This window comes from Paracoccus sp. J56, from assembly GCF_019633685.1.
GTDB lineage: Bacteria > Pseudomonadota > Alphaproteobacteria > Rhodobacterales > Rhodobacteraceae > Paracoccus > Paracoccus kondratievae.
Window position 1 is genome coordinate 170,407 of the sequence record NZ_JAFL01000003.1, and the last position, 24,932, is coordinate 195,338.

General features: G+C 64.4%; 27 protein-coding genes and 1 riboswitch. Of the genes, 17 read left to right on the top strand and 10 right to left on the bottom strand.

Annotated features, from left to right (window positions below; all coding sequences use genetic code 11):
* Nucleotides 1–105: 105 nt before the first annotated feature.
* Nucleotides 106–2,307: a primosomal protein N' gene (locus M511_RS03570; protein ID WP_010393326.1), complete on the bottom strand. Its 2,202-nt coding sequence runs from the start codon at nt 2,305–2,307 to the stop codon at nt 106–108.
* Nucleotides 2,308–2,591: 284 nt separating this feature from the next.
* Between M511_RS03570 and fsa the strand changes: the two genes are divergently transcribed.
* From fsa to M511_RS03590, 4 genes are all read left to right on the top strand, one after another.
* Nucleotides 2,592–3,245 carry a fructose-6-phosphate aldolase gene (gene fsa, locus M511_RS03575; protein WP_010393331.1) on the top strand — a complete coding sequence of 218 codons (654 nt, stop codon included), beginning with the start codon at nt 2,592–2,594 and terminating at the stop codon, nt 3,243–3,245.
* A complete protein-coding gene (locus tag M511_RS03580) occupies nt 3,245–3,958 on the top strand; it encodes a DUF484 family protein (protein WP_010393333.1) in 714 nt (237 codons plus the stop codon). The genes fsa and M511_RS03580 overlap by 1 nt, the downstream gene beginning before the upstream one ends.
* A complete protein-coding gene (locus tag M511_RS03585; RefSeq protein WP_010393335.1) occupies nt 3,955–4,893 on the top strand; it encodes a tyrosine recombinase XerC in 939 nt (312 codons plus the stop codon). Before M511_RS03580 ends, M511_RS03585 begins: the two co-directional genes overlap by 4 nt.
* A 64-nt stretch (nt 4,894–4,957) precedes the next feature.
* Nucleotides 4,958–5,716 carry a TSUP family transporter gene (locus M511_RS03590; RefSeq protein WP_085501409.1) on the top strand — a complete coding sequence of 253 codons (759 nt, stop codon included), beginning with the start codon at nt 4,958–4,960 and terminating at the stop codon, nt 5,714–5,716.
* 6 nt (nt 5,717–5,722) lie between these two features.
* Here M511_RS03590 and M511_RS03595 read toward each other — a convergent pair whose 3' ends face one another.
* A complete protein-coding gene (locus M511_RS03595; RefSeq protein ID WP_010393344.1) occupies nt 5,723–6,709 on the bottom strand; it encodes an asparaginase in 987 nt (328 codons plus the stop codon).
* 152 nt (nt 6,710–6,861) lie between these two features.
* Here M511_RS03595 and M511_RS03600 point away from each other — a divergent pair, with 152 nt between their 5' ends.
* The 6 genes from M511_RS03600 (at nt 6,862) to M511_RS03625 (ending at nt 13,521) form a co-directional block, all read left to right on the top strand.
* Complete coding sequence (locus M511_RS03600) at nt 6,862–7,389, top strand: invasion associated locus B family protein (RefSeq protein WP_010393345.1); 528 nt, start codon at nt 6,862–6,864, stop codon at nt 7,387–7,389.
* A 114-nt stretch (nt 7,390–7,503) separates the two neighbouring features.
* The gene (gene rlmN / locus M511_RS03605) at nt 7,504–8,694 is read left to right on the top strand and encodes a dual-specificity RNA methyltransferase RlmN (protein WP_085501380.1); all 1,191 of its coding nucleotides are present in this window, start codon (nt 7,504–7,506) and stop codon (nt 8,692–8,694) included.
* 156 nt (nt 8,695–8,850) lie between these two features.
* On the top strand, nt 8,851–10,383 hold the full coding sequence (gpmI, locus tag M511_RS03610) for a 2,3-bisphosphoglycerate-independent phosphoglycerate mutase (RefSeq protein ID WP_010393351.1): 1,533 nt from the start codon (nt 8,851–8,853) through the stop codon (nt 10,381–10,383).
* Complete coding sequence (locus tag M511_RS03615; protein ID WP_085501381.1) at nt 10,380–11,618, top strand: murein hydrolase activator EnvC family protein; 1,239 nt, start codon at nt 10,380–10,382, stop codon at nt 11,616–11,618. The genes gpmI and M511_RS03615 overlap by 4 nt, the downstream gene beginning before the upstream one ends.
* Complete coding sequence (locus M511_RS03620) at nt 11,615–13,033, top strand: S41 family peptidase (RefSeq protein WP_085501382.1); 1,419 nt, start codon at nt 11,615–11,617, stop codon at nt 13,031–13,033. The genes M511_RS03615 and M511_RS03620 overlap by 4 nt, the downstream gene beginning before the upstream one ends.
* A complete protein-coding gene (locus M511_RS03625; protein WP_085501383.1) occupies nt 13,030–13,521 on the top strand; it encodes an RNA pyrophosphohydrolase in 492 nt (163 codons plus the stop codon). The genes M511_RS03620 and M511_RS03625 overlap by 4 nt, the downstream gene beginning before the upstream one ends.
* 486 nt (nt 13,522–14,007) lie before the next feature.
* Here the strand turns inward: M511_RS03625 and M511_RS03630 are convergent, their stop codons facing one another.
* Together M511_RS03630 and M511_RS03635 are read right to left on the bottom strand one after the other, a co-directional pair.
* Complete coding sequence (locus tag M511_RS03630) at nt 14,008–15,258, bottom strand: lytic murein transglycosylase (RefSeq protein WP_085501384.1); 1,251 nt, start codon at nt 15,256–15,258, stop codon at nt 14,008–14,010.
* Between the two features lie 76 nt (nt 15,259–15,334).
* On the bottom strand, nt 15,335–15,649 hold the full coding sequence (locus tag M511_RS03635) for a hypothetical protein (protein WP_010393367.1): 315 nt from the start codon (nt 15,647–15,649) through the stop codon (nt 15,335–15,337).
* Between the two features lie 56 nt (nt 15,650–15,705).
* Between M511_RS03635 and M511_RS03640 the strand changes: the two genes are divergently transcribed.
* Nucleotides 15,706–16,176 (top strand): YbaK/EbsC family protein, encoded by a 471-nt coding sequence (locus tag M511_RS03640; protein ID WP_085501385.1) that lies wholly within the window; start codon nt 15,706–15,708, stop codon nt 16,174–16,176.
* A 56-nt stretch (nt 16,177–16,232) separates the two neighbouring features.
* Here the strand turns inward: M511_RS03640 and M511_RS03645 are convergent, their stop codons facing one another.
* Entirely contained in the window at nt 16,233–16,484 is a 252-nt protein-coding gene (locus M511_RS03645) for a GlsB/YeaQ/YmgE family stress response membrane protein (protein WP_010393376.1), read from the bottom strand.
* A gap of 106 nt (nt 16,485–16,590) precedes the next feature.
* Nucleotides 16,591–17,418: a 2,3,4,5-tetrahydropyridine-2,6-dicarboxylate N-succinyltransferase gene (gene dapD, locus M511_RS03650; protein ID WP_010393379.1), complete on the bottom strand. Its 828-nt coding sequence runs from the start codon at nt 17,416–17,418 to the stop codon at nt 16,591–16,593.
* Between the two features lie 94 nt (nt 17,419–17,512).
* Between dapD and M511_RS03655 the strand changes: the two genes are divergently transcribed.
* Nucleotides 17,513–18,340 carry an LOG family protein gene (locus M511_RS03655; protein WP_010393382.1) on the top strand — a complete coding sequence of 276 codons (828 nt, stop codon included), beginning with the start codon at nt 17,513–17,515 and terminating at the stop codon, nt 18,338–18,340.
* 39 nt (nt 18,341–18,379) lie between these two features.
* Here the strand turns inward: M511_RS03655 and rlmH are convergent, their stop codons facing one another.
* Genes rlmH through M511_RS03670 form a run of 3 tightly spaced genes read right to left on the bottom strand, consistent with a single transcriptional unit; the run spans nt 18,380 to nt 19,617 of the window.
* Nucleotides 18,380–18,847 carry a 23S rRNA (pseudouridine(1915)-N(3))-methyltransferase RlmH gene (gene rlmH / locus M511_RS03660; protein ID WP_085501386.1) on the bottom strand — a complete coding sequence of 156 codons (468 nt, stop codon included), beginning with the start codon at nt 18,845–18,847 and terminating at the stop codon, nt 18,380–18,382.
* Between the two features lie 3 nt (nt 18,848–18,850).
* Entirely contained in the window at nt 18,851–19,306 is a 456-nt protein-coding gene (rsfS, locus tag M511_RS03665; RefSeq protein WP_083825813.1) for a ribosome silencing factor, read from the bottom strand.
* Nucleotides 19,307–19,356: 50 nt separating this feature from the next.
* Complete coding sequence (locus M511_RS03670; RefSeq protein WP_010393386.1) at nt 19,357–19,617, bottom strand: hypothetical protein; 261 nt, start codon at nt 19,615–19,617, stop codon at nt 19,357–19,359.
* A 307-nt stretch (nt 19,618–19,924) separates the two neighbouring features.
* Here M511_RS03670 and leuC point away from each other — a divergent pair, with 307 nt between their 5' ends.
* Nucleotides 19,925–21,361 (top strand): 3-isopropylmalate dehydratase large subunit, encoded by a 1,437-nt coding sequence (gene leuC, locus M511_RS03675; protein WP_010393387.1) that lies wholly within the window; start codon nt 19,925–19,927, stop codon nt 21,359–21,361.
* A 17-nt stretch (nt 21,362–21,378) separates the two neighbouring features.
* On the opposite strand, the gene M511_RS03680 is transcribed toward leuC, so the two are convergent.
* Complete coding sequence (locus M511_RS03680; RefSeq protein ID WP_085501387.1) at nt 21,379–21,960, bottom strand: hypothetical protein; 582 nt, start codon at nt 21,958–21,960, stop codon at nt 21,379–21,381.
* A gap of 91 nt (nt 21,961–22,051) precedes the next feature.
* Here M511_RS03680 and leuD point away from each other — a divergent pair, with 91 nt between their 5' ends.
* The 4 genes from leuD (at nt 22,052) to M511_RS03700 (ending at nt 24,880) form a co-directional block, all read left to right on the top strand.
* On the top strand, nt 22,052–22,657 hold the full coding sequence (gene leuD, locus M511_RS03685) for a 3-isopropylmalate dehydratase small subunit (RefSeq protein WP_085501388.1): 606 nt from the start codon (nt 22,052–22,054) through the stop codon (nt 22,655–22,657).
* A complete protein-coding gene (locus tag M511_RS03690; protein WP_085501389.1) occupies nt 22,648–23,700 on the top strand; it encodes an endonuclease/exonuclease/phosphatase family protein in 1,053 nt (350 codons plus the stop codon). Before leuD ends, M511_RS03690 begins: the two co-directional genes overlap by 10 nt.
* A gap of 55 nt (nt 23,701–23,755) precedes the next feature.
* Nucleotides 23,756–23,963: riboswitch (cobalamin riboswitch) on the top strand.
* Between the two features lie 37 nt (nt 23,964–24,000).
* Nucleotides 24,001–24,180: a CbtB domain-containing protein gene (locus tag M511_RS03695; RefSeq protein WP_010393405.1), complete on the top strand. Its 180-nt coding sequence runs from the start codon at nt 24,001–24,003 to the stop codon at nt 24,178–24,180.
* Between the two features lies 1 nt (nt 24,181).
* A complete protein-coding gene (locus M511_RS03700; RefSeq protein ID WP_010393407.1) occupies nt 24,182–24,880 on the top strand; it encodes a CbtA family protein in 699 nt (232 codons plus the stop codon).
* Nucleotides 24,881–24,932: the final 52 nt, after the last annotated feature.

Consider the following 24,932-nt stretch of genomic DNA (forward strand, 5'->3'; position numbering starts at 1 on the left):
CGCAACGTTGCTTGCAACGGGCGGGCCCTCACAGCCTTTTCGTTTTTGTTTTGTATCCCATAAGGGCACGGCGTCCGGTTCTGATTGCTTGGACCAGTGATTCCATCACAAAAAGCTTTGCGGGTCGATATCCACCGACAGCCGCAGGTTTGTCGGCGCCTTTGGTGCGCTGTTCAGCCACTGCGCAATAGCGCCCTGCACCGGCGCCTGACGCGGGGCACGGATCAGCATGCGCACCCGGTAGCGCCCGCGCACCCGCGCGATCGGCGCAGGCGCGGGACCAAAAAGCTCAGCACCGACCGCGCGCAGGGGCTCTGTCCGGCGGGCCAGCTCGCGGGCGTAATCCTCGACCACGGGCTGATCGGGATGGGACAGGATAATCCCCGCCAACCGGCCAAAGGGCGGCATACCCGCCCCCTGCCGCGCCGCTGCCTCGGCGTCCCAGAATGTCTCATCCTCGCCCGACAGGATCGCGCGAATGACAGGGTGGTCAGGCTGATAGGTCTGTAACAGCGCCAGCCCGCGCGCATCGCCGCCCTCACGCCCCGCCCTGCCAGCAACCTGACGCATCAGCTGGAACGACCGCTCGGCCGCGCGCAGATCCGCACCTTGCAGTCCAAGATCCGCGTCGATCACGCCCACCAGCGTCAGCCGGGGAAAGTTGTGGCCCTTGGCGACAATCTGGGTGCCGATAATGATATCCGTGCCGCCTGAGCCGATATCGGCAATCGCCTCTTTCAGCGCCCGGGCCGAGTGGAACAGGTCCGAGGACAGGACTGTCGCCCGCGCCTCGGGAAAACGCTCGGCCACCTCTTCGGCCAGCCGTTCGACGCCCGGGCCGATTGCGGTCATCTTGCCCTCGACCCCGCAACTGGGACAGGCGGTCGGAATGGGTTTGGTGGCTCCGCATTGGTGACAGACAAGCCGGTTCTGAAAGCGATGCTCGACCATGCGCGCATCGCAATGGTCGCAGCCAATCTGCTGGCCGCAGGCACGGCAGGCGGTGATAGGGGCGTAACCGCGCCGGTTCAGAAACAGCAGCGATTGCTCACCCCGTTCGTGCCGGGCGCGGATCTCGGCCGCAAGGCGCGGGCTGATCCAGCGGCCCTTGTCCATCTCCTGCTGGCGCAGGTCGATTGCGGCCATCTCGGGCAGTTCGGCGCTGCCGTAGCGGGCGCGCAGATCAAGGCGGCGGTATTTCCCCAGCCCCGCGTTCACCCAGCTTTCGACCGAGGGCGTGGCCGAGGCCAGCACCACCTGCGCCGCCTCGATGCTGGCGCGCAGCACGGCCATGTCGCGGGCGCTGTAATAGACCGTATCCTCTTGCTTATAGCTCGGGTCGTGCTCTTCATCGACGACGATCAGGCCCAGATCGGCAAAGGGCAGGAACAGGGCCGAGCGGGCGCCGACCACCAGCCCGACATGATGCGTCGCGGCCATGGTCCATAGCCGACGCCGTTCACCCCGGGTGATGCCGGAATGCCATTCCCCGGGCCGGGCACCGAAACGTGCCTCGACACGGTCAAGAAATTCGGCCGAAAGCGCGATCTCGGGCAGCAGCACCAGCGCCTGCCGGCCCTGACGCAGACATTCGGCCACCGCCTCAAGATAGACCTCGGTTTTGCCCGAACCGGTAACGCCGCGCAAAAGCGTCGTGCCATAGCCGCGCGCCTTCAGCGTCGCGCGCAGGCTTTCGGCAGCCTCGGCCTGATCGGGGGCCAGAGGCTTGCCCGGCAAATCAGGGTCAAGTCGGGGATAGGGGGTGTCGCGCGGGGCCAGCACCTCGGCCAGCGTCCCGGCTTTGACCAGCCCCTGGACGACCGAAGAGCTGACCCCGGCAAGCTGCGCCAGCTCAGAGGGGGCAAAGCCTGCCCCGCCGTGATCCTCGATCACCCGCAGGACGGCGGCGCGGGCGTCTGTCATACGCTCAGGCTCGGGTCCGGCACGATGGATGATGCGCCGCGCCGACGGCGGCTGGTCCAGATCGGGTGCCCGCGTCGCCATCCGCAGCGCAAGGGGCAACGGCGTCAGCGTGTATTCCGCCATGCGCGTCAGGAACTCGATCATCCCCGGCCCCAGCGGCGGGGCGTCGATCAGCCGCGCGACAGGTCGCAGCCGTGCTGCGTCGAAATCGCCGACACCCGGCCCCCAGACGGCGCCCATCACCCGGCGCGGCCCCAACGGCACGATGACCAGCTGTCCCAGCCGCACGCCCCCCTCGGGCGCAAGATAGTCGAGCACGCCGACCACCTCTTGCGTCAGCACCGCGATCCGCGCGCCATGAGGGTAGAAAAGCGGCTGAGACATCACACCGAGATCGACGGTCAGACAAACATCAGAAGAAGCGGCCAGTTCGCCAGCAGCAGCGGCCCGGCGGGCAGGAACGGCAACAGATCGGCAAGATTGGGCTGAAAGACTTCCACGGGTGTTCTCCTGCAGCGATGGCGGACGGAATCTGACCCAGACCATGCGGCCGGATGCGCGTCACTAGTGACACGGCAGCGCCCCGGCCCGCAAGTCGCGCGCCGGACTTCACGCGGGGACTGTTATGCGCTAAACCCACGGCAAAACCGCAAGAAGGGCTCCTCCACATGAAATTCTTTGTCGATACCGCCGATGTCGCCGCCATCCGCGAACTGAACGATCTGGGCATGGTGGATGGCGTCACCACCAACCCGTCGCTGATCCTGAAGTCGGGCCGCAATATCCTGGAAGTCACCAAGGAGATCTGCGACATCGTCGAAGGCCCCGTCAGCGCCGAAGTCGTCGCCCAAAAAGCCGAAGACATGATCCGCGAGGGCGAGCATCTGGCCAAGATCGCGCCGAATATCACCGTCAAGGTGCCGCTGACCTGGGACGGGCTCAAGGCTTGCAAGGCGCTGTCCTCGGCCGGTCACAAGGTCAACGTGACGCTGTGCTTCTCGCCCGCGCAGGCGATTCTGGCCGCCAAGGCCGGCGCGACCTTCATCAGCCCCTTCATCGGCCGTCTGGACGACAACAACTTTGACGGCCTGGACCTGATCGCCCAGATCCGCGAGATCTATGACAATTACGACTTCCAGACCGAGATCCTTGCCGCGTCGATCCGCACTGTGAACCACATCACCGATGCCGCCCGTATCGGCGCCGACGTGATCACCGCCCCGCCCGCCGTCATCAAGGCGATGGCGAATCACATCCTGACCGACAAGGGGCTGGAACAGTTCAACGCTGACTGGGCCAAGACCGGACAAAAGATCGTCTGATGACCATCGGGGCCTCTGCGACCGGACTGACCGAAGAGACACGCGCCCGGCTGCTTGCCCAGCCCGAGCTGATCCTGTCCGATCGTGACCTGATGCGCGCGCTGATCGGCGCGCGCGAGGCCGAGCTGGGCGATAATGTCGTCGACATCAGGGGCCGGGCCATGCAGGCGCTTGAGTCGCGGCTGGACCGGCTGGAGGCGGCGCATGAATCGGTGATCTCTGCCGCCTATGACAACCAGTCGGGGATGAACACCGTTCACCGCGCTGTGCTGTCATTGCTTGAGCCGACGGATTTTCAGGAGTTTCTGGAAAATCTCGACATGGCGGTCGCACCGATCCTGCGGGTCGAGACGCTGCGCCTGATCATGGAATCGGGCGGTACCATTCCCGAACCCGAGGGCAGCGGCCCCCTGTTGATCGCCCCTGCGGGCACGGTGGCGCAGCTGATCTCGGGCGGGCGGCGGATGCCACGCGGGGATGATATCGTGCTGCGCAGCGTCGCTGATGCGACCCTGCCCTTTCACGGCCCTGCCCGCGCGCCGATCCGGTCCGAGGCGCTGTTGCCGATCGACCTTGGTATCGGGCGGTTCCCGGCGCTTTTGCTGATGGGCTCGGCCGAGGCGGGACGGTTCACGCCTGCTCAGGGCACCGATCTGCTGCGCTTTTTCGGGCAGGTATTCCGGCTGGTCCTGATTTCGTGGTTGAGGAAATGAACGGCGCGCCGGAGCCCCTTGCTCTGGCCCCGGTCATGGCCGATGCGCTTGCGCGCTGGCTGGATAGCGAGCGCGCGACCCGGGGCCGCTCGGACCACACGATCCGCGCCTATCAGGGCGACCTTTTGGCGTTCCTGGCCTTTCTGGGCAGCTATCACGGCGCGCCCGCCTTGCCCGCAACCCTGGCGGGGCTGACCCAGACCGATATGCGCGCCTTTGCCGCCGCCGAACGTGGGCGCGGGCTTTCGGCGCGGTCGCTGGCCCGGCGGCTGTCGGCGACGCGCAGCTTTATCCGCTGGATGTCGGACCGCCACGGTTTCGATGCGTCAAAGGCGCTGGCGTCACGCGGACCAAAGTACACTCGGTCCCTGCCCCGCCCCCTTGCCCCCGAACAGGCCGAGGCGCTGTTGGACATCACCGCCGACACCCACCCCGAGGCATGGATCTCGGCCCGCGACGTCGCGGTGCTGACGCTGCTGTGGGGCTGCGGGCTGCGGATATCCGAGGCGCTGGGGCTGAACGGCAACGATTGGCCGCTGCGCGAAGCCCTGACCATACGCGGCAAGGGTGGCAAAGAGCGGCAGGTGCCGGTCCTGCCCACCGCACGCGACGCGATTGCCGATTATCTGCGCCTCTGCCCCTACCCGCTGGAGGCCGACGGCCCGCTGTTTCGCGGTGCGCGCGGCGGACGGCTTAGCCAGACACTGGTCGCCGGAGTGATGCGTCAGGCGCGTCAGGTGCTTGGCCTGCCGCCGACGGCCACACCCCATGCGCTGCGCCATTCATTCGCCACACATCTGCTGGCAGCCGGCGGCGATCTGCGCACGATCCAAGAGCTTTTGGGCCATGCAAGCCTGTCCACCACGCAGGTTTATACCGGTGTGGATGATGCCCATATGCTGGCCGTCTATCGCGCCGCCCATCCCCGCGCCTGAGCCCTGCCGTCCCTGATCGCGCCCGCTTTACATTTCCCGCGGTTAAGCCCAAAGCGGCGGAATGCTGCTGGACCTTTCCCTTGATCTCGTTCTGCTTTTGGCCGGAGCCGCCTTTGCGGCTGGTTTCGTCGATGCCATCGCTGGCGGGGGCGGGCTGATCACCGTGCCTGCGCTGCTGCTTGCGGGCCTGCCTCCTGCGCAGGCGCTGGCCACGAACAAGGTGCAGGGCGTGTTCGGGGCGGCAACGGCGGCGATCTCTTATGCGCGGCGTGGACTTGTCGATCTGCGCCATCAGATCAGAGCGGCGGCGGTCGCCTTTCTGGGCGGTCTGATCGGCGCGCTTTTGGTGACCTGGATTCCGACGCAGGCGCTGCGCTATGGCCTTCCGGTGGTGCTGATCGGCATTGCTGCCTTTTTCGCGCTAAAGCCGGGGCTGGATGATACAGATCGCGTTCGCCGCATCTCTCCGGCGCTGTTCACGGCAACGGTGGTGCCGGTCATCGCCTTTTATGACGGGCTGCTTGGACCGGGGACCGGATCGTTCTTCATGCTCGGCTTTGTCATGCTGGCGGGTTACGGCATCCTCAAAGCAACGGCACATACCAAACTGTTGAACTTTGCCTCGAACCTTGGCGGGCTGATCGCCTTTGCCGTGGTGGGCAAACCACTGTGGCTGCTTGGCGCCATCATGGCTGTGGCGCAGATCGCCGGCGCGATGCTTGGCGCGCGGCTGGCCATGCGAATCGGCGCCAAGGTCATCAAGCCGCTGCTGGTCGTCACCTCGACCTTGCTGGCACTGCGGCTGATCTGGCAGCTGCTCTAGGGCCGGTCAGACCGGAAAACCCCGTGCCCGGCGCAGCTCGCCCGTCGCAAGGCCACGCCAGTTGCGGTGGGGGCCGCTCAGGTATTTCTGCACCACCGGGTCCCCTTCTTCGAGCAGGCCCAGATGCACAAGCAGCGCGGTTATCGCCGCCTCGGCCGCGCGGGTGCCTCCGTCCAGTATCTTGATCGCGATGCCAAGACCCCGTTCGGGAATAATGCCGGTGAACACCGCCTCGGCCCCGGTCTTGACGACGGCACGGCCTTTGGTCGCACGCATCAGCTCAGTGCAGGCGCGCCCCTCGCCCGCGACCAGTTCGGGATGCAAACGCATCGCCTCGACCAGCCGCGTCTGAGCCTGCCCGCGTGCACCGCCCTTGGGACGCGCAAACCCGGCCATGGCATGGGCAAGCCCCTCGATCGTGCAGGCAAAGTTCGGGGCAGAACAGCCGTCGATCCCCCAGCGCGCCACGGTCTCGCCCGTCACTTCTTCAAAGGCGCGGCGGACAGCACGCTGCACGGGGTGATCAATCTCGACATATTCCGGGCCGGCGTTCACGTGCCGGGACAGCGTCAGAAAGCCCGCATGTTTGCCCGAGCAGTTGTTATGGATCTGGCAGGGGCTGTCATCGGCACAGATCAGCCGCTTACGCTCATCCGGGTCGCGGGGCAAATGCGCGCCACAGCGCAGATCGCTGTCCTCAAGCCCCAGCGCGGCAAGCCAGCTTTCGACCCGCTCGACATGCTGACGCGCGCCATTATGACTGGCGCAGGCCAGCGCAAGTTGTTCAGAGTTCAGCCGTGCCGCATCGGCTGCACCGCTTTCGACAAGGGGCAGCGCCTGGATCATTTTGCAGGAAGAACGGGGGTAGATCACGGTGCCGGGATTGCCCCAGGCTTCGACGATACCATCGCCATCAGCGATCACCACATGGCCCATATGGCTGCTTTCGCACATGCCGCCTCGCCACAATTCGATCAGTCTGGCTGCGGTCATGGGTGCATTTTCCTCTGACAATCGCGCGATTTTCCGCAAACGGGGGTTTTTCACGGCTTCCTTTTCGCATTATCTTGCCCCCAGATGGTTGAAAACGCCACCATCATCGGCAACAAGCCGGATTGAACCGGACCATGGCAGGAGGCCAGAGCATGTTGAAATTCGCGCCGCGCGCCGCAGCGGCAGCCGCCGCACTCGCAATCGCCGCGTCTTCGCCGGTCCTGGCCCAGGACTCGACGAATGTGATCGGGACCGAGGGCGACTGGACCGTCTTTTCGGCGAGCAGCCCCAAGGAATGCTGGGCCGTGTCGGCACCGAAATCGACCCAGAACCTCGACTCAAGCGGCAATCCCAAAGAGGTGACACGCGGCGATATCCGCCTTTACGTCGCCTATCGTCCCGGCCAGTCGGGCGAAGTGTCCTTTTCGGGCGGCTATCCCTTCGCCCCGGATTCGGCGGTCGAGCTGAATATCGGTGGTCAGGTCTTCAAGCTGTTCACCGAAGGGGAAAGCGCGTGGACCGGCTCTCCCGCCGATGACAGCAAACTGATCAGCGCCCTGCGCGCCGGTTCTTCGGCGGTCGTGACCGGACGTTCCTCGCGCGGGACGGTCACCAAGGACACGTTCAGCCTGTCGGGCATCACCGCTGCGACGAACAAGGCGCAGGCCGCCTGCAAGTAAGCAGCGGCCACAGTAGCGGACAAAGACAAGACAGGGGCCCGGGCCCCTGTTTTCTTTTGGGCCGCCTTGCACTATATAGGCCTATCGCCTTTCCCCGCCCGGACACCCCAGCCTATGAACGCCCCGACTGCCGCCCCGATCACTCAGGACCTGCTGACCATCCCGCGCAAGCTGCCCGAGACGGGTCGTGTCAATATCGTCGGGCTGACCCGCGACCAGCTGCACGATGCCCTGATCGAGGCTGGCACGCCCGAGCGTCAGGCCCGCATGCGCGTTGGCCAGATCTGGCAATGGGTCTATCACTGGGGCGTGCGTGACTTTGCCTTGATGACCAATCTGGCCAAGGATTATCGCGCCCTGCTTGCCGGGAAATTCGAAATCGCGGTGCCCGAGATCGTCACCCGCCAGGTCAGCGCTGATGGCACGCGCAAATACCTGCTGCGCATCGCTGGCGGGCATGAGGTCGAAACGGTCTATATCCCCGAGGAAGGGCGCGGCACGCTGTGCATCTCAAGCCAGGTAGGCTGCACGCTGACATGTTCTTTCTGCCACACCGGCACGCAGAAACTGGTGCGCAACCTGACGGCGGGCGAAATCGTCGGTCAGGTCATGGTCGCCCGCGACGATCTGGACGAATGGCCCCAACCCGGCGCCCCCAAGGATGAAACGCGGCTGGTGTCGAACGTCGTGCTGATGGGCATGGGTGAGCCGCTGTATAACTTTGAAAACGTGCGCGACGCGATGAAGGTGGTGATGGACGGCGAAGGCATCAGCCTGTCGCGCCGCCGCATCACTCTGTCGACCAGCGGCATCGTGCCCGAGATTGCCCGCACCGCAGAAGAGATCGGCTGCCTTCTGGCCGTCAGTTTCCACGCCACCACGGACGATGTGCGCAACCGGCTGGTCCCGGTGAACCGCAAGTGGAACATCGAGGTGCTGTTGAACGCGTTGCGCGAATACCCCCGCCTGTCGAATTCGGAACGCATCACCTTTGAATATGTGATGCTGGACGGCGTGAACGACAGCGACGACGACGCACGCCGGCTGGTCAAGCTGATCCGCGGCATCCCGGCCAAGGTGAACCTGATCCCGTTCAACGAATGGCCCGGTTCGCCCTATCGTCGTTCCAGTTGGGACCGGATCGAGGCGTTTGCCGATATTGTGCACAAGGCAGGCTATGCCTCGCCCATCCGCACGCCCAGAGGCGAGGATATCATGGCCGCCTGCGGCCAGCTGAAATCCGCAACTGAACGGGGCCGGAAATCTGCCGCCCAGATCGCTGCCGAAGCCGGGGCCGGGGCCTGAAACTGTCCGGTCCGTGCCTTTTCATCCCGCAGAACCGTTGCGGCAATGACTCGCACCGGGCTTGGCTCTCATCACGATTCCGCCACGACCCAGCCCAAGCTTGCCCCCCGCCGCCTGCGGTCGTAGAAGCGTGACGACCCGCGTAAGAGGTGCCGCATGACCCAGCCGAACCGTCCGAAACCCGTCGTCCTGTGCATCCTCGATGGCTGGGGCATTTCCGACCGGCCCGAGCAGAGCGCACCCGATCAGGCGAGGACGCCGAATTTCGACCGGCTGATGCACGACTGCCCGCATGCGCGGCTGGTGACCTTTGGCCCGGATGTCGGTCTGCCGAAAGGCCAGATGGGTAACTCTGAGGTCGGGCATACCAATATCGGCGCGGGCCGGGTCGTAGCCATGGATCTGGGTCAGATCGACCTCGCAATCGAGGATGGCAGCTTTTACGAAAACCCGGCGATTGGCGAGTTCATCCGCAAGCTCAAGGCCTCGGGTGGCACTGCCCATCTGATGGGTGTCATCTCGGACGGCGGGGTGCATGGCCATCTTGAGCATGTGCTTGCCGCAGCGCGGGCCATCGCTGACAAAGGGGTGCCGGTCGTCATCCACGCGGTGACAGATGGCCGCGACGTGGCGCCTGAATCGGCCTCGGGCTTTATGGCTGACCTGCTGGGCCGGATGCCCCAGGCAGCGCGTATCGGCACTGTCATCGGTCGTTATTACGCCATGGACCGCGATAATCGGTGGGAACGCGTCTCGCGCGCCTATGCCGCCATGATCCGCGGCGAGGGGCTGCACGCCGCAAATGCGGCCGACGCCGTGGCCGAGGCTTATGCCCGCGGCGAAACCGACGAATTCATCGAACCGACCGTGATCGGGGATTACGCCGGGGCGCGGGACAATGACGGGTTCTTCTGCCTCAACTTCCGCGCTGACCGCGCGCGAGAAATCCTTGCCGCCATCGGCCAGCCGGATTTCTCGGCCTTTGACACCGGACGGCGGCCAGAATGGGCGGCGTTGCTTGGCATGGTCGATTATTCGGCCAGACATGACGAATATATGACTGCCGCCTATCCCAAGCGGCCGGTTGTGAACACGCTGGGCGCCTGGGTGGCGCAAAAGGGTCTGCGGCAGTTCCGTCTGGCCGAGACCGAGAAATACCCCCATGTCACCTTCTTTCTGAACGGCGGCAAGGAAACGCCCGAACCGGGCGAGGACCGCTTTATGCCGAACAGCCCCAAGGTCGCGACCTATGATCTTGCCCCCGAGATGGCCGCACCCGAGGTCAGCGCCAAACTGGTCGAGGCGATTGGCGCGGGCTATGATCTGATCGTCGTGAACTATGCCAACCCTGACATGGTCGGCCATACCGGCAGCCTGCCCGCCGCAATCCGCGCCTGCGAGGCGGTGGACCAGGGGCTGGGCATGATGCTGGCGGCGTTGGAGAAAGCTGGCGGCGCGGCGGTGGTCATCGCCGATCACGGCAATTGCGAAACGATGATCGACCCCGAAACCGGCGGCCCGCACACCGCCCATACCACCAACCCGGTACCGGTGATCGTCTTTGGCGGCCCAAAGGGGGCAAGGCTGCGCAATGGCCGGCTGGCCGAAGTCGCGCCCACGGTGCTTGACCTGATGGGTCTGGACCTGCCGCCCGAAATGACCGGCACATCACTGATCGAGCGCGCATGAAACCATGGCTGTTCCTGCCGGTGCTGATGGCTTTGGCCATCGGCTCGATCGCCCCGGCTCAGCCGGCAACTCCGGGACAGGGCGATTCGCAACTGAATGATGCGGCAGAGCAGGCCGCCGAGGCAGCCAACATGCTGCGCGAGGCGGTCAGCCAGCTGGACGAGGCCCTGACCGAGGACGATCAGGTTGCCTCTTTGACCCGCATGATCCGCGCCTATGAGCAGGGCCTCTCGGCGCTGCGCGAGGGGCTGCGTCGTGCCGGTATCCGCGAACAAGAGATCCGCACCGAATTCGATTCGCGCCGCGAACGGCTGGGCCGGGTGCTGGGCGTGATGACGTCGATGCAGAAATCACCCGAAACCATGCTGCTTTTGCATCCCGCCGGACCGGAATCCTCGGCCCGGGCAGGAATGATCCTGTCCTCGGTTGCACCGGGACTTGAGGCCGAGGCCCGCAGCATGCAGCAAAAGCTTGAGGAAATCCGCACCGTGCGCGCCATCCAGCTTAGCGCCGCGAACACGCTGGCGCAGGGGCTTGGGCAGGTGCAAGAGGCGCGGCGGCTGCTTGCCTCGGCGGTTACCGACCGTTCAAACCTGCCGGTGCGCTTTGGCGAGGACCCCAAGGAGCTGACGGCACTGGTGCAATCGGCCGACACGCTGGAGGCCTTTGCCTCGGGCATCGTCGGCATGGAACAGGACGTCGGCGCGCCCATGGCCGATTTCGAGGGTGCACAGGGCAGCCTGCCCCTGCCGGTGCTGGGCAGGGTACTGCATCGCTATGATGAACCCGATGCCGCCGGTGTACGCAGGCCGGGACTGGTCATCGCGACCGCCCCCGCCGCGCTTGTCACGACCCCCTGGCCCGCCACCATCCGCTATCGCGGACCTTTGCTTGATTACGGCAATGTGATGATCGTTGAGCCCGCACGCGGGTATCTGATGATATTTGCCGGTCTGGCGCAGGTCTTTGGCGAGACGGGCGACGTGCTGGCGGCGGGCGAACCGGTTGGTCTGATGGGCGGACAGGAACCCCCCGCGCAAGAGTTCGGCGCCGAGTTTGTCGCCAATGCCGCAGCCGGAGGTGGCGCTGGACAGAGCGAGACACTCTATGTTGAACTTCGCAACGGCAAGGAAACACTGGACCCGGCCGAGTGGTTCATGATGAATCCAATCGTCGGAGAAGCCACGAACGGCATGGACCGCAGCAACGCAACCGGGCAGGACGGAACCGAATGAGACATTATCTTCTGGCAGGGGCGATCGGCACGCTTGCGGGCATCACCGTCGCCACCCAATTCGCGGGTCCCCTGGTCGCGCAGGAATCCGGCAAGAACGCCTCGGTCTATGAACAGCTTGACCTGTTCGGCAATGTGTTCGAGCGCGTCCGTGCCGATTACGTCGAACAGGTGGACGACAAGAAGCTGATCGAGGCAGCGATCAACGGTATGCTGACCTCGCTTGATCCGCACAGCTCGTTCCTGTCGGCCAAGGATTACGACGACATGCAGACCCAGACCCGTGGCAGCTTTGGCGGCCTTGGGATCGAGGTCGGGCAAGAGGACGGGCTGGTCAAGGTCATCTCGCCCATCGACGACACCCCGGCAGCCGAGGCCGGCGTCAAGGCCGGTGATTACATCACCCATGTGAACGGCGAATCGCTGATGGGCCTGAACCTGGACGAGGCGGTCGAAAAGATGCGCGGCCCGGTTGGATCGGAAATCAAGATCACCATTCTGCGCGAGGGCGAAAAAGAGCCCTTTGATCTGACCATCACCCGCGACGTCATCAAGCTGACGGTGGTCAAAACCCGCATCGAGGGCCATGCCGTCGTCCTGCGCGTCACCACCTTCAACGACGAAACCTTCTCGACGCTCAAGACCGAGATGGCAAAGGCTATCGAGGATGCGGGCGGCATCGAGAAGGTCACGGGCTTTGTGCTGGACCTGCGCAACAACCCCGGCGGTCTGCTGAACCAGGCGATCGAGGTTTCGGACGCATTCCTTGACCGCGGCGAGATCGTCTCGACCCGCGGCCGCAAAACCGAGGACAGCGAGCGATGGAATGCCAAGACCGGCGACCTGGCGCAGGGCAAACCGATGGTCGTGCTGATCAACGGCGGCTCGGCCTCGGCCTCGGAAATTGTCACCGGCGCGCTGCAGGATCACCGCCGTGCCATCGTCGTGGGCACCAAGAGCTTTGGCAAAGGCTCGGTCCAGACGGTGATGCCGGTCACTTCGGACAGCGCCATCCGGCTGACGACGGCACGCTATTATACGCCCTCGGGCCGTTCGATTCAGGCCCTTGGCATCCAGCCCGACATCATCGTCGAGCAGCCGGCACCCAAGCCCAAGGACGAGGATGAGGCCAACAAGCCGCTGACCGAGTCGAAATTCCTCAGCTCCGAAGCCGATCTGCGCGGGGCGCTGAACAACGATTCGATCAGCGACGAAGAGCGCAAGCAGATCGAGGAAGAGGCCAAGCAGGTCGCCGCCACCGCAAAACTGCGGGAAGAGGACTACCAGCTGGCCTATGCCGTCGACATCCTCAAGGGGCTCGCTGCTGTGGATTACCATGCCCAGGCGGTGCCCGAGGCCGCGAAACCCGCCAATACAGGCGAGGATTCGGGTCAGGAGGGGGCGAAGGCCGAATGAGCACAGAGCTGCTCGGCCCGTCGGGCCTGCCCTATCGTCCCTGTGCGGGGGTGGTGCTGATCAACCCCGCCGGGCTGATTTTTGCCGGGCAGCGCATCGACAATCCCGGCCCCGCCTGGCAGATGCCTCAGGGCGGCATCGACAAGGGCGAAACCCCGCGCGAGGCCGCGTTGCGCGAGCTGGTCGAGGAAACCGGCGTCACCCCCGATCTGGTCGAGGTGGTATCCGAAACCCCGGACTGGGTGACCTATGACCTGCCGCCCGAGCTTTTGGGCAAGGTCTGGAAGGGCAAATACGGCGGGCAAAAGCAGAAATGGTTTGCCATGCGCTTTCACGGTGCCGACGACGCCATCCGTATTGAGACCGAACACCCGGAGTTCGACCGGTGGCAGTGGATGCGGGCCTCGGACCTGATCGTGAACATCGTACCTTTCAAGCGCGAGGTCTATGCCCGCGTCCTCGCCGATTTCCGCGAAATTCTGGCTTGAAGGCAGTCCGTCCGGGGCCGGGCGGGCTTGCTTTGGGTCGGATCGGGAAGGGTTTCCCCGCCTGCACGGGGATGGACTGGTCACAACCTTCAGGCCCGCATCAAGAAAGCGCGTCCCCGATGTGCGGGGATAATCCGCCAGCCCGGGACCGGCCTGCCCGTTTTCATAGTGTTCCCGGCATACGCCGGGATAAGCGGGCCGGTTCGGGATCGTCGGCGAAGTGATCGCCGTATTCCCTGTGCCAATGGGGATAAGCCGCGTTCGCTGCGATAGCGCACACACCGGATATGCCGCGTATATACATGACCTTGCCGTCATCCCGGCGCCATCATGTCAGGCCAGGGTCACAGGCGCCCGATTCTTTCGGATGTTCTGGCATAGAGAAACGCCACCTGCGGATTGCATAGCCCCTGATTCGCCAAGGGGCGGTCCTGCCGCCCCCGCACCAAGGCCACACCGCAGGTAATGACCGCTGGTTCCGCGCTCTCAGCCTCGCAGCATCGCCAGCAAGCGGGTATCGGCATAGCCGTCAGGCGTCACACCGCGCGAGCGTTGGAAGGCCTTGATGGCCTCGGTCGACTGGCTCCCCAGTTTGCCGTCCACCCCGCCGGTGTCAAAGCCCTTGGCCATCAGCAGGCGCTGGATCTCGGCCTTTTCGGTGTTTGACAGGGTGCGGTCTCCGCGCGGCCAGTTGCCCTGAATGCCGGGACGGCCGGCGATGGCCTCACCCAGATAGGCAACGGCCAGCGCATAGCTGTCCGAGGCATTGTATTTCAGGATGGCGCGGAAATTCCCGGTGATCAGGAAGGCCGGACCGCGCGCACCCGCCGGGGCCAGGATCGAACCCGAAGGCACCGGCGCGCCGCTGACCGTGCGCACACCCATAGACGCCCATTGGCTGCCGGAATGCTGCACCGATTTACCGGTCTGGTTGAAGTCAAAGCCCGGAGGCAGGATCACCTCAGCGCCCCAGCTTTGACCCGAACGCCAGCCGTTCTGGCGCAGATAGCTTGCGGTCGAGGCCAGCGCGTCGGTCGGATCGTTCGACCAGATGTCGCGGCGGCCGTCCCCGTTAAAGTCTACCGCATGGGCAAGGAAGGATGACGGCATGAACTGCGTATGGCCCATGGCCCCCGCCCAGCTGCCGACCATATGGGCGCTGTCGACATCGCCGGACTGGATGATGCGCAGCGCGGCGACCAGCTCACCCGCAAAGAACTCACCCCGGCGGCCGTCATAGGCCAGCGTTGCCAGTGCCGGCACGATGCGGGTATTGCCACGATTGACGCCAAAGTTCGATTCCATCCCCCAGACCGCCAGCACGATTTCACGTGGGACGCCATAGCGGGATTCAATTGCCGACAGTGTGCTTGCATATTGCGCGGCCTTGCTGCGACCGGTCGCGCCGCGCGTCCCGATGGCACCGTCGAGATATTCCCAGATCGGCTTGGTAAATTCGCTCTGCTTGCGATCAAGAGCGACAAGGCTGGGCTGATAATGGGCATCCGCCATGGCGCTGTCAAAGACCGTGGGCGAGATCCCGGCAGCCAGCGCGCGCGGGCGGAAGCTTTGCACCCAGTTCCGGAAACCTGCCTCAGAACCCTGCCCTCCCGCAGTAGGCAACCCGCTGAAATTGCCGCCAACCGCGCCGGGGGTCCTGTTCAGCGAAACGCCACAACCGGCCAGCGTGCCGATCAGCAGGGCGGCGGTCGCAATGCGCATGATGCGTCTGGTCATTCTGCCTGTCCGTTCCGTGCTTTTGTTCTGGTTTCGGTCAGTCTAACCCAGCATGGGCCGGCTGGATAGGGGCGGATCAGTCCTCGTGGTCATAGAGCGTCTCCATCTGCGCGACGATGACGGCATTCTCTTGGCGGGCACGCTCCATCAGGGCGCGTTCTTCGTCGGAGATCTCATGCCCCTCGGCCAGACGCTCTTCGATCGTGCCGTGGCCGGTGACCTCCAGCGGTGCAAGGCCGGCCTGTTTCAGGATGGCGACGGTCTCGCGCACCGCCTCATCTTCGTCCTTGCCCGATGCGTAGCAGACCAGCGCCGCGCCGGTCGCACCTTCGGGCAGCCCGTCCTCTGCAGCGCGCCCGACCTCGACCAGAAGCGTATAAACCTGTTGCATGGCTTTTCCTTTGCGCCAACTTGCGGTCATATCGCCCGAAACAGATGGAGGAGGCAATGAGCAAGAGCTTGCGGCGGGTGCGCACCGCACTGCAAGAGGCGGGCCTGACCGCCGAGATCCGCGAGACCGACGACAGCGCCCGCACCGCCGAAGGTGCGGCTGCAGCAATCGGCTGCGAGGTCGATCAGATTGCCAAATCCATCATTTTCCGGGGCGAGGACAGCGGCCATGTCGTGCTGTTCCTGACTGCAGGCGGCAACCGGGTCGATCCGGCCAAGGCAACTGCGGTCGCGGGACAGAAGCTGGGCAAGGCCGATGCCGAGCTGATCCGCGCCGAGACCGGCTTTGCCATCGGCGGTGTGGCGCCGGTCGGGCATCTGCGCCCGCTTGAGGCATGGATAGACCCGCGCCTGCTGGAGTTTTCGACCGTATGGGCGGCGGCTGGCACACCACGCCATGTGTTCTCCATTACGCCACAGGACCTGATCCGCGTGACCGGCGCACAGACGGCGGATTTCACCGCCTGACCCCAGAGAAAAGGGGGCGGAAAATCCACCCCCTTTCCTGTTTTCGTGCGGGCGCCCTAACCCGCGACCGCGCGATAAAGCCAGATCAGCAGCACCGCGCCGACCAGTCCCGCCACGCCCTGGGCAAGCCAGCTGCCCGCCTGCGCATTCAGCCCGACAAGGCCCAGAAGCGCATTGCCGACCACCGCGCCGACGATGCCAAGGATGACGTTGAGGATGATCCCCGTATCGGCCTTCATGATGCTGCTGGCGATCCAGCCCGCCAGACCACCGACGATGATCGCCGCCAGCCAACCCAAACCCTGCATGTGATACCTCCGCTTTCAAGATGTCATGCGGACAGAACGCACAAACCCGGCTTCGGTTCACGGCCGCCTCGCAACTTGGTGTATGCGACGCGGCCGGATTGGCGGATCAATCGCGCAAAAGCTCGTTGATCGAGGTTTTTGAACGGGTCTGCGCATCGACGCGCTTGACGATCACCGCGCAATACAGGTTCACGCCATTCCTGGACGGCAGCGAACCCGAGACGACGACTGAACCCGCCGGAACCTCGCCATAGGTGACCTCGCCGGTTTCGCGGTCCACGATCTTGGTCGATTTGCCGATAAACACGCCCATGCCGAGGACAGAACCTTCGCGCACGATCACGCCTTCGACCACCTCGGAGCGGGCGCCGATAAAGCAGTTGTCCTCGATGATGGTCGGACCGGCCTGCATGGGCTCCAGCACGCCGCCAATGCCGACGCCGCCCGACAGGTGCACGTTCTTGCCGATCTGCGCGCAAGAGCCGACGGTGACCCAGGTATCAACCATGGTACCTTCATCGACATAGGCGCCCAGGTTCACAAAGCTGGGCATCAGCACCGCGCCCCTGGCAATATAGGCCGAGCGGCGGACGACACAGTTCGGCACGGCGCGAAAGCCCGCCTCTTTCCACTGGGCTTCGCCCCAGCTGGCGAATTTGCTGTCTACCTTGTCCCACCAGGTACCGCCCTGCGGGCCGCCGCTGTGGATCTCCATATCCTTCAGGCGAAAGCCCAGCAGCACCGCCTTTTTCGCCCATTGATTGACATGCCAGTCGTTATTTTCACGTTTTTCGGCGACGCGCAGCACGCCCTTGTCCAGTGCCTCCAGCGTCGCCTCGATGGCGTCGCGGACCTCGCCCCTGGTGGCCGGGGTGATCTGGTCACGGTTCTCCCAGGCGGCTTCGATGGCGGCTTCAAGGGCGTCATTCGACATGGTCTGGCCTCTCAACGGTGGAAACTCCTGACCAAGGGCTATAAGCCGAGGGCTGCGGCCGCGCAATGTGCGGCAGTCCGTGCCAGAGGTTTGGATGACAGAGTTTGAAGAGCGCAGCAATCCGTTCCGTGACAGCCATCAGGATGTCCAGGTAACCAGGACCACCCCCGATACGCCGCAGACGCGCGCACCGGCTTATCGGCTGGCCTTTACTGATACCGAGTTCCTGCTGCGCGAAGAGCTGCGTCCGGTCCGGCTGCAGCTTGAGCTGCTGAAACCGCAGATGATCATGGATGCGCGCGGCATCCGCTCGACCGTGGTGATGTTCGGCGGTGCCCGGATCCCGGCACCCGATCAGCGCGAGACGGCCCGCACGCCGACGCTGGCCGCCCTGTCGCATTACTATGACGAGGCGCGGCGCTTTGCCCGGCTGATGACCGAGCGCAGCCTGAAAAGCTATGGCGCCGAGAATGTGATCTGCACCGGTGGCGGTCCTGGGGTGATGGAGGCCGGCAACCTTGGCGCACATGAGGCCGGTGGCACCTCGATCGGCCTGTCAATCGTGCTGCCGCATGAGCAGGCTCCGAACGCTTATGTGACGCCGGATCTGTGCTTCAACTTCCATTATTTCGCGATCCGCAAGATGCACTTTCTGATGCGGGCCAAGGCGGTGACGATCTTCCCCGGCGGCTTTGGCACCATGGACGAGATGTTCGAGGCGCTGACCCTGATCCAGACCGGGCGCATGAAACGCGTGCCCTTCATCCTGTTCGGGTCCGAGTTCTGGAACGAGGTCATCAACTGGGAGGCGCTGGCCAAGGCGGGTACCATCAGCCCCGAGGATCTGGAGTTGATCAGCTTTGTCGAAAGCGCCGACGAGGCGGTCGAGATCATCGACAACTGGGTCGAGCCCTGCTCCTGACGGGGCGGGCGGTTGTCCCCATCAGGTGGGGGGGACAGATCATTCCCGGTGATAGGGACTGCCTGCAAGGATGGTGGTGGCGCGATAGATCTGTTCGGTCAGCATCACCCGGACCAGCATATGCGGCCAGACCATCCGGCCAAAGCTGATCGCCAGATCAGCACGGTCGCGCAACATGGGGTCGATGCCATCTGCCCCGCCGATCACAAAGGCCACATCCCGCGCCTGATCGCGCCAGCCGGCGATTCGGCTGGCTAACTCAGGAGAGCTGAGCATCTGCCCGCGCTCATCCAGCACCACCAGCGCGGCACCTTCGGGGATGACTTTGGAAAGCAGCGCCGCCTCGGCGGCCATGCCGCCGCCGCACTTGTCCTCGACCTCGGCCAGGGTGACGGGCGGCAAACCCAAGGCGCGGCCCGCCTTGGCGTGACGTTCAAGATAATCGGCGACAAGCTTCGCCTCGGGGCCCTGCCGCAGCCGCCCGACCGCGGCAATGACCATGCGCATATGTCAGTTCTCGGGCTTGCCTGCCTGTCCGGCGGCGTGTTCGGCACGCATCCGGTCCAGCGTGGCCGAACGCAGCGCATCAGCCGGCATCCACATCTTTTCCAGCTGATAGAATTCCCGGACCTCGGGGCGGAATACGTGCACGATCACGTCATCGGTGTCGATCAGCACCCAATCGCCGGTCTCTTTCCCCTCGATTCGGGCAGAGCGGCCGGATTGCTGCTTTAGCCGATCGACCAGCTTTTCAGCGATCGAGGCTACCTGGCGCGCGTTCCGGCCCGAAGCGATCACCATGTGATCAGCCATGGCCGAGCGACCGCGCAGGTCGATGGTCACGACATCCTCGGCCTTGTCGTCGTCAAGCGAAGCAAGAATGCGGCTTAGTAGCTGATCGCTCGTCAGCTGGGAATCCGCGGTGGTCGCAGCCGGCGTGGTAGCCGGCGAGACGGTATTGGACAGGGGTTCATCCTCCGGTCATCACGCCGATCTCCCCCGGCGCCGGGGTTTTATTAATTTAGCACGGAATTCCGTCCGCTCAATGAGGGGACGTCGGTTTTCTGGGCCTCAATACCGCCGGGACAGGCAGAAACTGGCAGATTGCCCCAGGGATCGGCGCAGCGCACCTGCCCCGCCGCCCAGGTCAGCGGCCTGTTTGCCAGATGTGCCATTTCCCGCGCACGTTCCGCCGGTGTGTGGGTGACATGCACCGCCAGCGCGAAAATCGCCACGCAGATCAGCGGGATCGCCCGCAGGACAAAGCGAATCAGCATGACCGGTCCCTTCCCGACTCATTTGCCGTGGAAGATAGGGCCAAACTGCTGAGATGGAATTAACAGCCCCGTGTAGAGCGGTTGAACATGATTGAACACACGGGCAAATGAACCTATTACTGGGCGCATGCGAGGATTCGTCTATTTCGACATCCATGACCGTGCCCGCCTGCCGGGTCGGTTCTACGGGGAAACCCTGTCCGTCACCGCCCGACTTTGACGGGCGCGGGCGCCTGCGCGCGCCCTGCCGCCTGCTGCGGCCCGAATTTCGCCTTTTCCCAGCTAGTCTTCCAGAAAAGAGACAGCCATGACCGGCAACACCAACGCGGGCGCGCCCCGCACCCTGTACGACAAAATCTTTGACGCCCATGTGGTCGAGCGTTCTGATGACGGGACCTGCATCCTCTATATTGACCGCCACCTCGTGCATGAGGTGACCTCGCCCCAGGCATTCGAGGGCCTGCGCATGGCCGGGCGCAAGGTGCGCCGCCCCGACCAGACCATCGCCGTGCCGGACCACAACGTCCCGACCACCGCCGACCGCGTGAACGGCATCGAAAACCCCGAGGGCCGTATCCAGGTCGCTGAACTGGACAAGAACGCCCGCGAATTCGGGCTGAACTACTACCCGATGAACGACATCCGTCAGGGCATCGTTCACATCGTCGGCCCCGAACAGGGCTGGACCCTGCCCGGCATGACCGTGGTTTGCGGCGACAGCCATACCGCGACCCATGGCGCTTTTGGTGCGCTTGCCCACGGCATCGGGACCTCTGAGGTCGAGCATGTTCTGGCCACCCAGACGCTGATCCAGAAAAAGTCCAGGAACATGAAGGTCGAGATCACCGGCAAGCTGCGCCCCGGTGTGACCGCCAAGGACATTACGCTGTCGATCATCGGCCACACCGGCACGGCTGGTGGCACCGGCTATGTCATCGAATATTGCGGCGAAGCGATCCGCGACCTGTCGATGGAAGGCCGGATGACCGTCTGCAACATGGCGATCGAAGGTGGCGCCCGCGCCGGCCTGATCGCCCCTGACGAAAAGACCTTTGAATACGTCAAGGGCCGCCCGCACGCGCCGAAAGGCGCCGCGTGGGAGGCCGCGCTGGCCTGGTGGAAAACCCTGTATTCCGACGAAGGCGCGCATTGGGATAAAGTCATCACCATCCGCGCCGAGGACATCGCCCCGGTCGTGACCTGGGGCACCTCGCCCGAGGACGTTCTGCCGATCTCCGCCAACGTCCCCGCGCCCGAGGATTTCGAAGGCGGCAAGGTCGAGGCCGTGCGCCGCAGCCTTGACTACATGGGTCTGAAACCGGGCACCCCGCTGAACGAAATCAAGATCGACGCGGTCTTTATCGGGTCCTGCACCAATGGCCGGATCGAGGATCTGCGCGCCGCGGCCTCGATCCTCAGGGGACAGAAACTGGCGCCGGGTGTGCGCGGCATGGTCGTGCCCGGCTCGGGTCTGGTGCGGATGCAGGCTGAGGAAGAGGGGCTGGACAAGATCTTTATCGACGCCGGCTTTGAATGGCGTCTGGCCGGCTGTTCGATGTGTCTGGGCATGAACCCCGACCAGCTTGCCCCCGGCGAACGCTGCGCCGCGACCTCGAACCGCAACTTTGAGGGCCGCATGGGCCGTGGTGGCCGCACCCACCTGATGTCGCCGGTCATGGCGGCAGCGGCGGGCATTCGCGGTCATCTGACCGATGTGCGCGAGTTTCTGACCGAGACGGTCTGATCGCTTGGGCGGGGTCCTTAGCGGCCCCGCCGCAACAGCATCAGCGCGTTAAGGGCAATCAGCACAAGCCCCGCGTTTTCGAGCCAGAAATTGAACTTGATGTCCGCAAAATCGGCACTGATCAGCCTGTCCACATGATGAAAGCCAGCCGCGCGCACCAGCACAAAACAGCACAGCACCGCCAGACCCAGCAGGGCCAGGCGGTTGTGGCTCATGTGTCCGCGCAAGGCTTTCGTCGCCCAGATCAGCGCCAGAACGGCCCCCAGAACCAGCCCGGCGATAAAGGCCAGCTGCACGATATAGCGGCTGTCATACCAGCCCTGCGCCCGCGCCACGCACCGCCCCGCAGCGGTCAGCGCAGTTTGCAGATCCAGCTGTTTGTTCAGGGCCAGAAAGGCCATCAACCCGGCAATGACCAGCCACAGTTTGCGTGCGGCACCCGCCGGACGACGGCGCAGTACCAGCACCGCCAGCCACAGGCAGACAAGATAGGACAGAACCGTCAGCCAACCGGTGAACCCGGGGTCCCCGATCTTTGGGGTCCAGTCGCGGGCGATGCAGGCACGCAGGTCGTGAAAGCTCGAAAATCCAAAAAACATCTGAAGGACCCGATTCGTCGTGGTGCTATGCGCCCAGCCGGCTTGGGTTAACGGGGACGCACTCCCCCAGTCAATTCGCGAGGATCAACACATGGACAAGTTCACCACCCTGACCGGCATCGCGGCCCCCATGCCGCTGGTCAATATCGACACCGACATGATCATCCCCAAACAGTTCCTCAAGACGATCCATCGTTCGGGTCTGGGCAAGAACCTGTTTGACGAGATGCGCTACAATCCCGACGGCACCGAGATCGCCGATTTCGTGCTGAACCAGCCCGCCTATCGCAGCGCGGAAATCATCGTCGCCGGGGATAACTTTGGCTGCGGCTCGTCGCGCGAGCATGCGCCCTGGGCACTCCTGGACTTTGGCATCCGCGCGGTCATCTCGACCAGCTTTGCCGACATCTTTTACAATAACTGCTTCAAGAACGGCATCCTGCCCATCGTCATGCCGCAAGAGGCGGTGGACGTGCTGATGGAGGACGCCCGCAAAGGCGCCAACGCCCGCATGACCATCGACCTTGAAAACCAGACCGTCACCACTTCGGACGGGCAAAGCTTTGGCTTCGACATCGACCCCTTCCGCAAACATTGCCTGCTGAACGGGCTGGACGATATCGGCCTGACCATGGAAAAGTCCACGTCGATCGACACGTTCGAGGCGCAGATGCAACAGAGCCGGCCTTGGGTCTGAATGCTTTCGCCGGGCTGGCGCTGATCCTCGCGCTGGCCCAGGGCACGCTGGCAGAGCCTTTGCGGATCGCCACCTATAGCCCCGGCCTGTCACGCGACGGGCCGGGGTTATTGCTGCGCGATCTGACCCGCAAGGACAGCCAGATTGACGCCGTAATCCGCGTCATCGCCGAGACACGGCCCGATATCCTTTTGCTGACCGATTTCGACTGGGACTACGACAGCAAGGCGTTGGATGCATTCGCCGCAAGGCTGGCCAAGGCGGGGCTGGATTATCCCCACCGTCTTGCAGCACGCCCAAATTCCGGCATGGCGACCGGGCTGGATCTGAACGCCGACGGACGGCTTGGCACAGCAGATGATGCGCAGGGGTTTGGCAATTTCACCGGTCAGGGCGGTATGGCGATCCTGTCACGCCACCCGATAGGCTCAGTCCGGGATTACAGTGGTTTCCTGTGGCGCGATCTGCCCGGCAACCTGATGCCGCCCCTGCCGCCCGAGGTCGAGGCGGCGCGGCGCCTGTCCTCGACCGCGCATTGGGATGCTGAAATCACCATTGCGGGTCAGCCGCTGCACCTGCTGGCTATGTCAGCAACCCCTCCGGTCTTTGACGGCCCCGAAGATTTGAACGGGCGGCGCAATCACGACGAACTGGCCTTCTGGGTGCATCATCTGCCCAAAGGTCCCTTCGTGCTTGCCGGAAATCTGAACCTTGATCCGATGGACGGCGACGGCCGACCCGAGGCTTTGGCCCGGATCATGGCCCATGTCACCGACCCCCTGCCCCGCAGCTCCGGAGGGACGGCGGCCAGGGGGGGCGTGAACGACAACCATAAGGGCGACCCCGCGCTGGATACCGGCGACTGGCGCGACGACCGTCCGCCGGGCAACCTGCGCGTCGATTACGTCCTGCCCGCCAAGGGGTTAGAGGTGCTGGGCTCTGGGGTCTTCTGGCCTGCCGAGGGGCCACTGGCCGAGGCCGCGCTGAAAGCCTCGGCGCATCGGCTGGTCTGGGTCGATGTGGATTGGCCACCCGCGCCCTGACCGGCCTGCAACGAGACGGCACCCGATTCCGCTTGCCGCCGGCGCGATCTCGCAGCTAACATGCCCGCGTATCGGTGCCCCTTGATCGGGGCCCAAAAGGGAATGCGGTGCGGCCCGGAACATCCGGTGCCAAATCCGCAGCCGCCCCCGCGACTGTGAGCGGAGAGCGGACGCCCATCACGCCACTGGCCCGTCATGGCCGGGAAGGCGGGCGTCAGCTGTGACCCGCAAGCCAGGAGACCTGCCGGTGCATGAAACCGTAACGTCGTCGGGTTGGACGACTACAGGAAAGGGTCAAGAATGACCGCAAAGACCATGACGACCAGCAGCGCCGCAGGCGCGCGCTCGGTCCTGCTTCCCGCCATTGCAGCGTTTGCCATCGGCTTTGGGCTGATCTTTGTGTCGGGGCTGGTGCAGGCCGAAACCCTGCATGATGCCGCGCATGACACGCGTCACGCCGTCGGCTTCCCCTGCCACTGAGATGTTTTCGCGCATAGTGACCAGCGGATTGATCGCTGGCGCTGCAGCAGGGCTGATTGCCGCCCTGTTGCAGCTTTGGTTCGTGCAGCCGGTGCTGCTGCATGCCGAACTGTATGAATCGGGCCAACTGACCCATTTCGGGGCCGAGACCGTCAGCGCCCATCAGGACCTCGGTCCGTTTGAATGGAGCCGCAACATGCTGTCGGTTCTGTTCACCATGATGGTCTATGCAGGCTACGGGCTGATGCTGGTGGCACTGATGGCGGTGACCGAGGTGCAGGGAAATACGGTATCAGCCCGGCAGGGGCTGCTGTGGGGGCTTGCAGGTTTTGTCACCATGCAGCTTGCCCCGGCCTTTGGCCTTGCACCCGAGGTGCCGGGCGTTGCCGCCGCTGATGTGCAGCTTCGCGCGATCTGGTGGCTTGGCACGGCGGTTGCGACCGGGCTTGCCCTGTGGCTGATCGTCTTTGGCAAAGGCTGGGCGGCATGGGGCGCGGCAATCATCCTGATCATCGCGCCGCATCTGATCGGAGCACCGCAGCCCGACAGTTACGCCGGCCCCGTCCCGCCCGAACTGGCAGCCGAATTCGCCGGCCGCTCGCTAGGCGTAGGCGCCATGGCATGGACCCTGCTTGGGCTGCTTTCGGGCTGGCTCTGGCAGCGCGAGGCGCAGGGCGCCCCAGTGCCGCAGGCGGCCTGATCGGGAATGAAGCATTCGCAGCCGGGCGGCCATCGTCCGGCTGTTCCTATGA

Coding starts and splice junctions, on each gene's coding strand:
- M511_RS03570 (WP_010393326.1), bottom strand. CDS start 2,307: ATGTCTCAGCCGCTTTTCTACCCTCATGGCGCGCGGATCGCGGTGCTG.
- fsa (WP_010393331.1), top strand. CDS start 2,592: ATGAAATTCTTTGTCGATACCGCCGATGTCGCCGCCATCCGCGAACTG.
- M511_RS03580 (WP_010393333.1), top strand. CDS start 3,245: ATGACCATCGGGGCCTCTGCGACCGGACTGACCGAAGAGACACGCGCC.
- M511_RS03585 (WP_010393335.1), top strand. CDS start 3,955: ATGAACGGCGCGCCGGAGCCCCTTGCTCTGGCCCCGGTCATGGCCGAT.
- M511_RS03595 (WP_010393344.1), bottom strand. CDS start 6,709: ATGACCGCAGCCAGACTGATCGAATTGTGGCGAGGCGGCATGTGCGAA.
- M511_RS03600 (WP_010393345.1), top strand. CDS start 6,862: ATGTTGAAATTCGCGCCGCGCGCCGCAGCGGCAGCCGCCGCACTCGCA.
- rlmN (WP_085501380.1), top strand. CDS start 7,504: ATGAACGCCCCGACTGCCGCCCCGATCACTCAGGACCTGCTGACCATC.
- gpmI (WP_010393351.1), top strand. CDS start 8,851: ATGACCCAGCCGAACCGTCCGAAACCCGTCGTCCTGTGCATCCTCGAT.
- M511_RS03615 (WP_085501381.1), top strand. CDS start 10,380: ATGAAACCATGGCTGTTCCTGCCGGTGCTGATGGCTTTGGCCATCGGC.
- M511_RS03620 (WP_085501382.1), top strand. CDS start 11,615: ATGAGACATTATCTTCTGGCAGGGGCGATCGGCACGCTTGCGGGCATC.
- M511_RS03625 (WP_085501383.1), top strand. CDS start 13,030: ATGAGCACAGAGCTGCTCGGCCCGTCGGGCCTGCCCTATCGTCCCTGT.
- M511_RS03630 (WP_085501384.1), bottom strand. CDS start 15,258: ATGACCAGACGCATCATGCGCATTGCGACCGCCGCCCTGCTGATCGGC.
- M511_RS03635 (WP_010393367.1), bottom strand. CDS start 15,649: ATGCAACAGGTTTATACGCTTCTGGTCGAGGTCGGGCGCGCTGCAGAG.
- M511_RS03640 (WP_085501385.1), top strand. CDS start 15,706: ATGAGCAAGAGCTTGCGGCGGGTGCGCACCGCACTGCAAGAGGCGGGC.
- M511_RS03645 (WP_010393376.1), bottom strand. CDS start 16,484: ATGCAGGGTTTGGGTTGGCTGGCGGCGATCATCGTCGGTGGTCTGGCG.
- dapD (WP_010393379.1), bottom strand. CDS start 17,418: ATGTCGAATGACGCCCTTGAAGCCGCCATCGAAGCCGCCTGGGAGAAC.
- M511_RS03655 (WP_010393382.1), top strand. CDS start 17,513: ATGACAGAGTTTGAAGAGCGCAGCAATCCGTTCCGTGACAGCCATCAG.
- rlmH (WP_085501386.1), bottom strand. CDS start 18,847: ATGCGCATGGTCATTGCCGCGGTCGGGCGGCTGCGGCAGGGCCCCGAG.
- M511_RS03670 (WP_010393386.1), bottom strand. CDS start 19,617: ATGCTGATTCGCTTTGTCCTGCGGGCGATCCCGCTGATCTGCGTGGCG.
- leuC (WP_010393387.1), top strand. CDS start 19,925: ATGACCGGCAACACCAACGCGGGCGCGCCCCGCACCCTGTACGACAAA.
- M511_RS03680 (WP_085501387.1), bottom strand. CDS start 21,960: ATGTTTTTTGGATTTTCGAGCTTTCACGACCTGCGTGCCTGCATCGCC.
- leuD (WP_085501388.1), top strand. CDS start 22,052: ATGGACAAGTTCACCACCCTGACCGGCATCGCGGCCCCCATGCCGCTG.
- M511_RS03695 (WP_010393405.1), top strand. CDS start 24,001: ATGACCGCAAAGACCATGACGACCAGCAGCGCCGCAGGCGCGCGCTCG.
- M511_RS03700 (WP_010393407.1), top strand. CDS start 24,182: ATGTTTTCGCGCATAGTGACCAGCGGATTGATCGCTGGCGCTGCAGCA.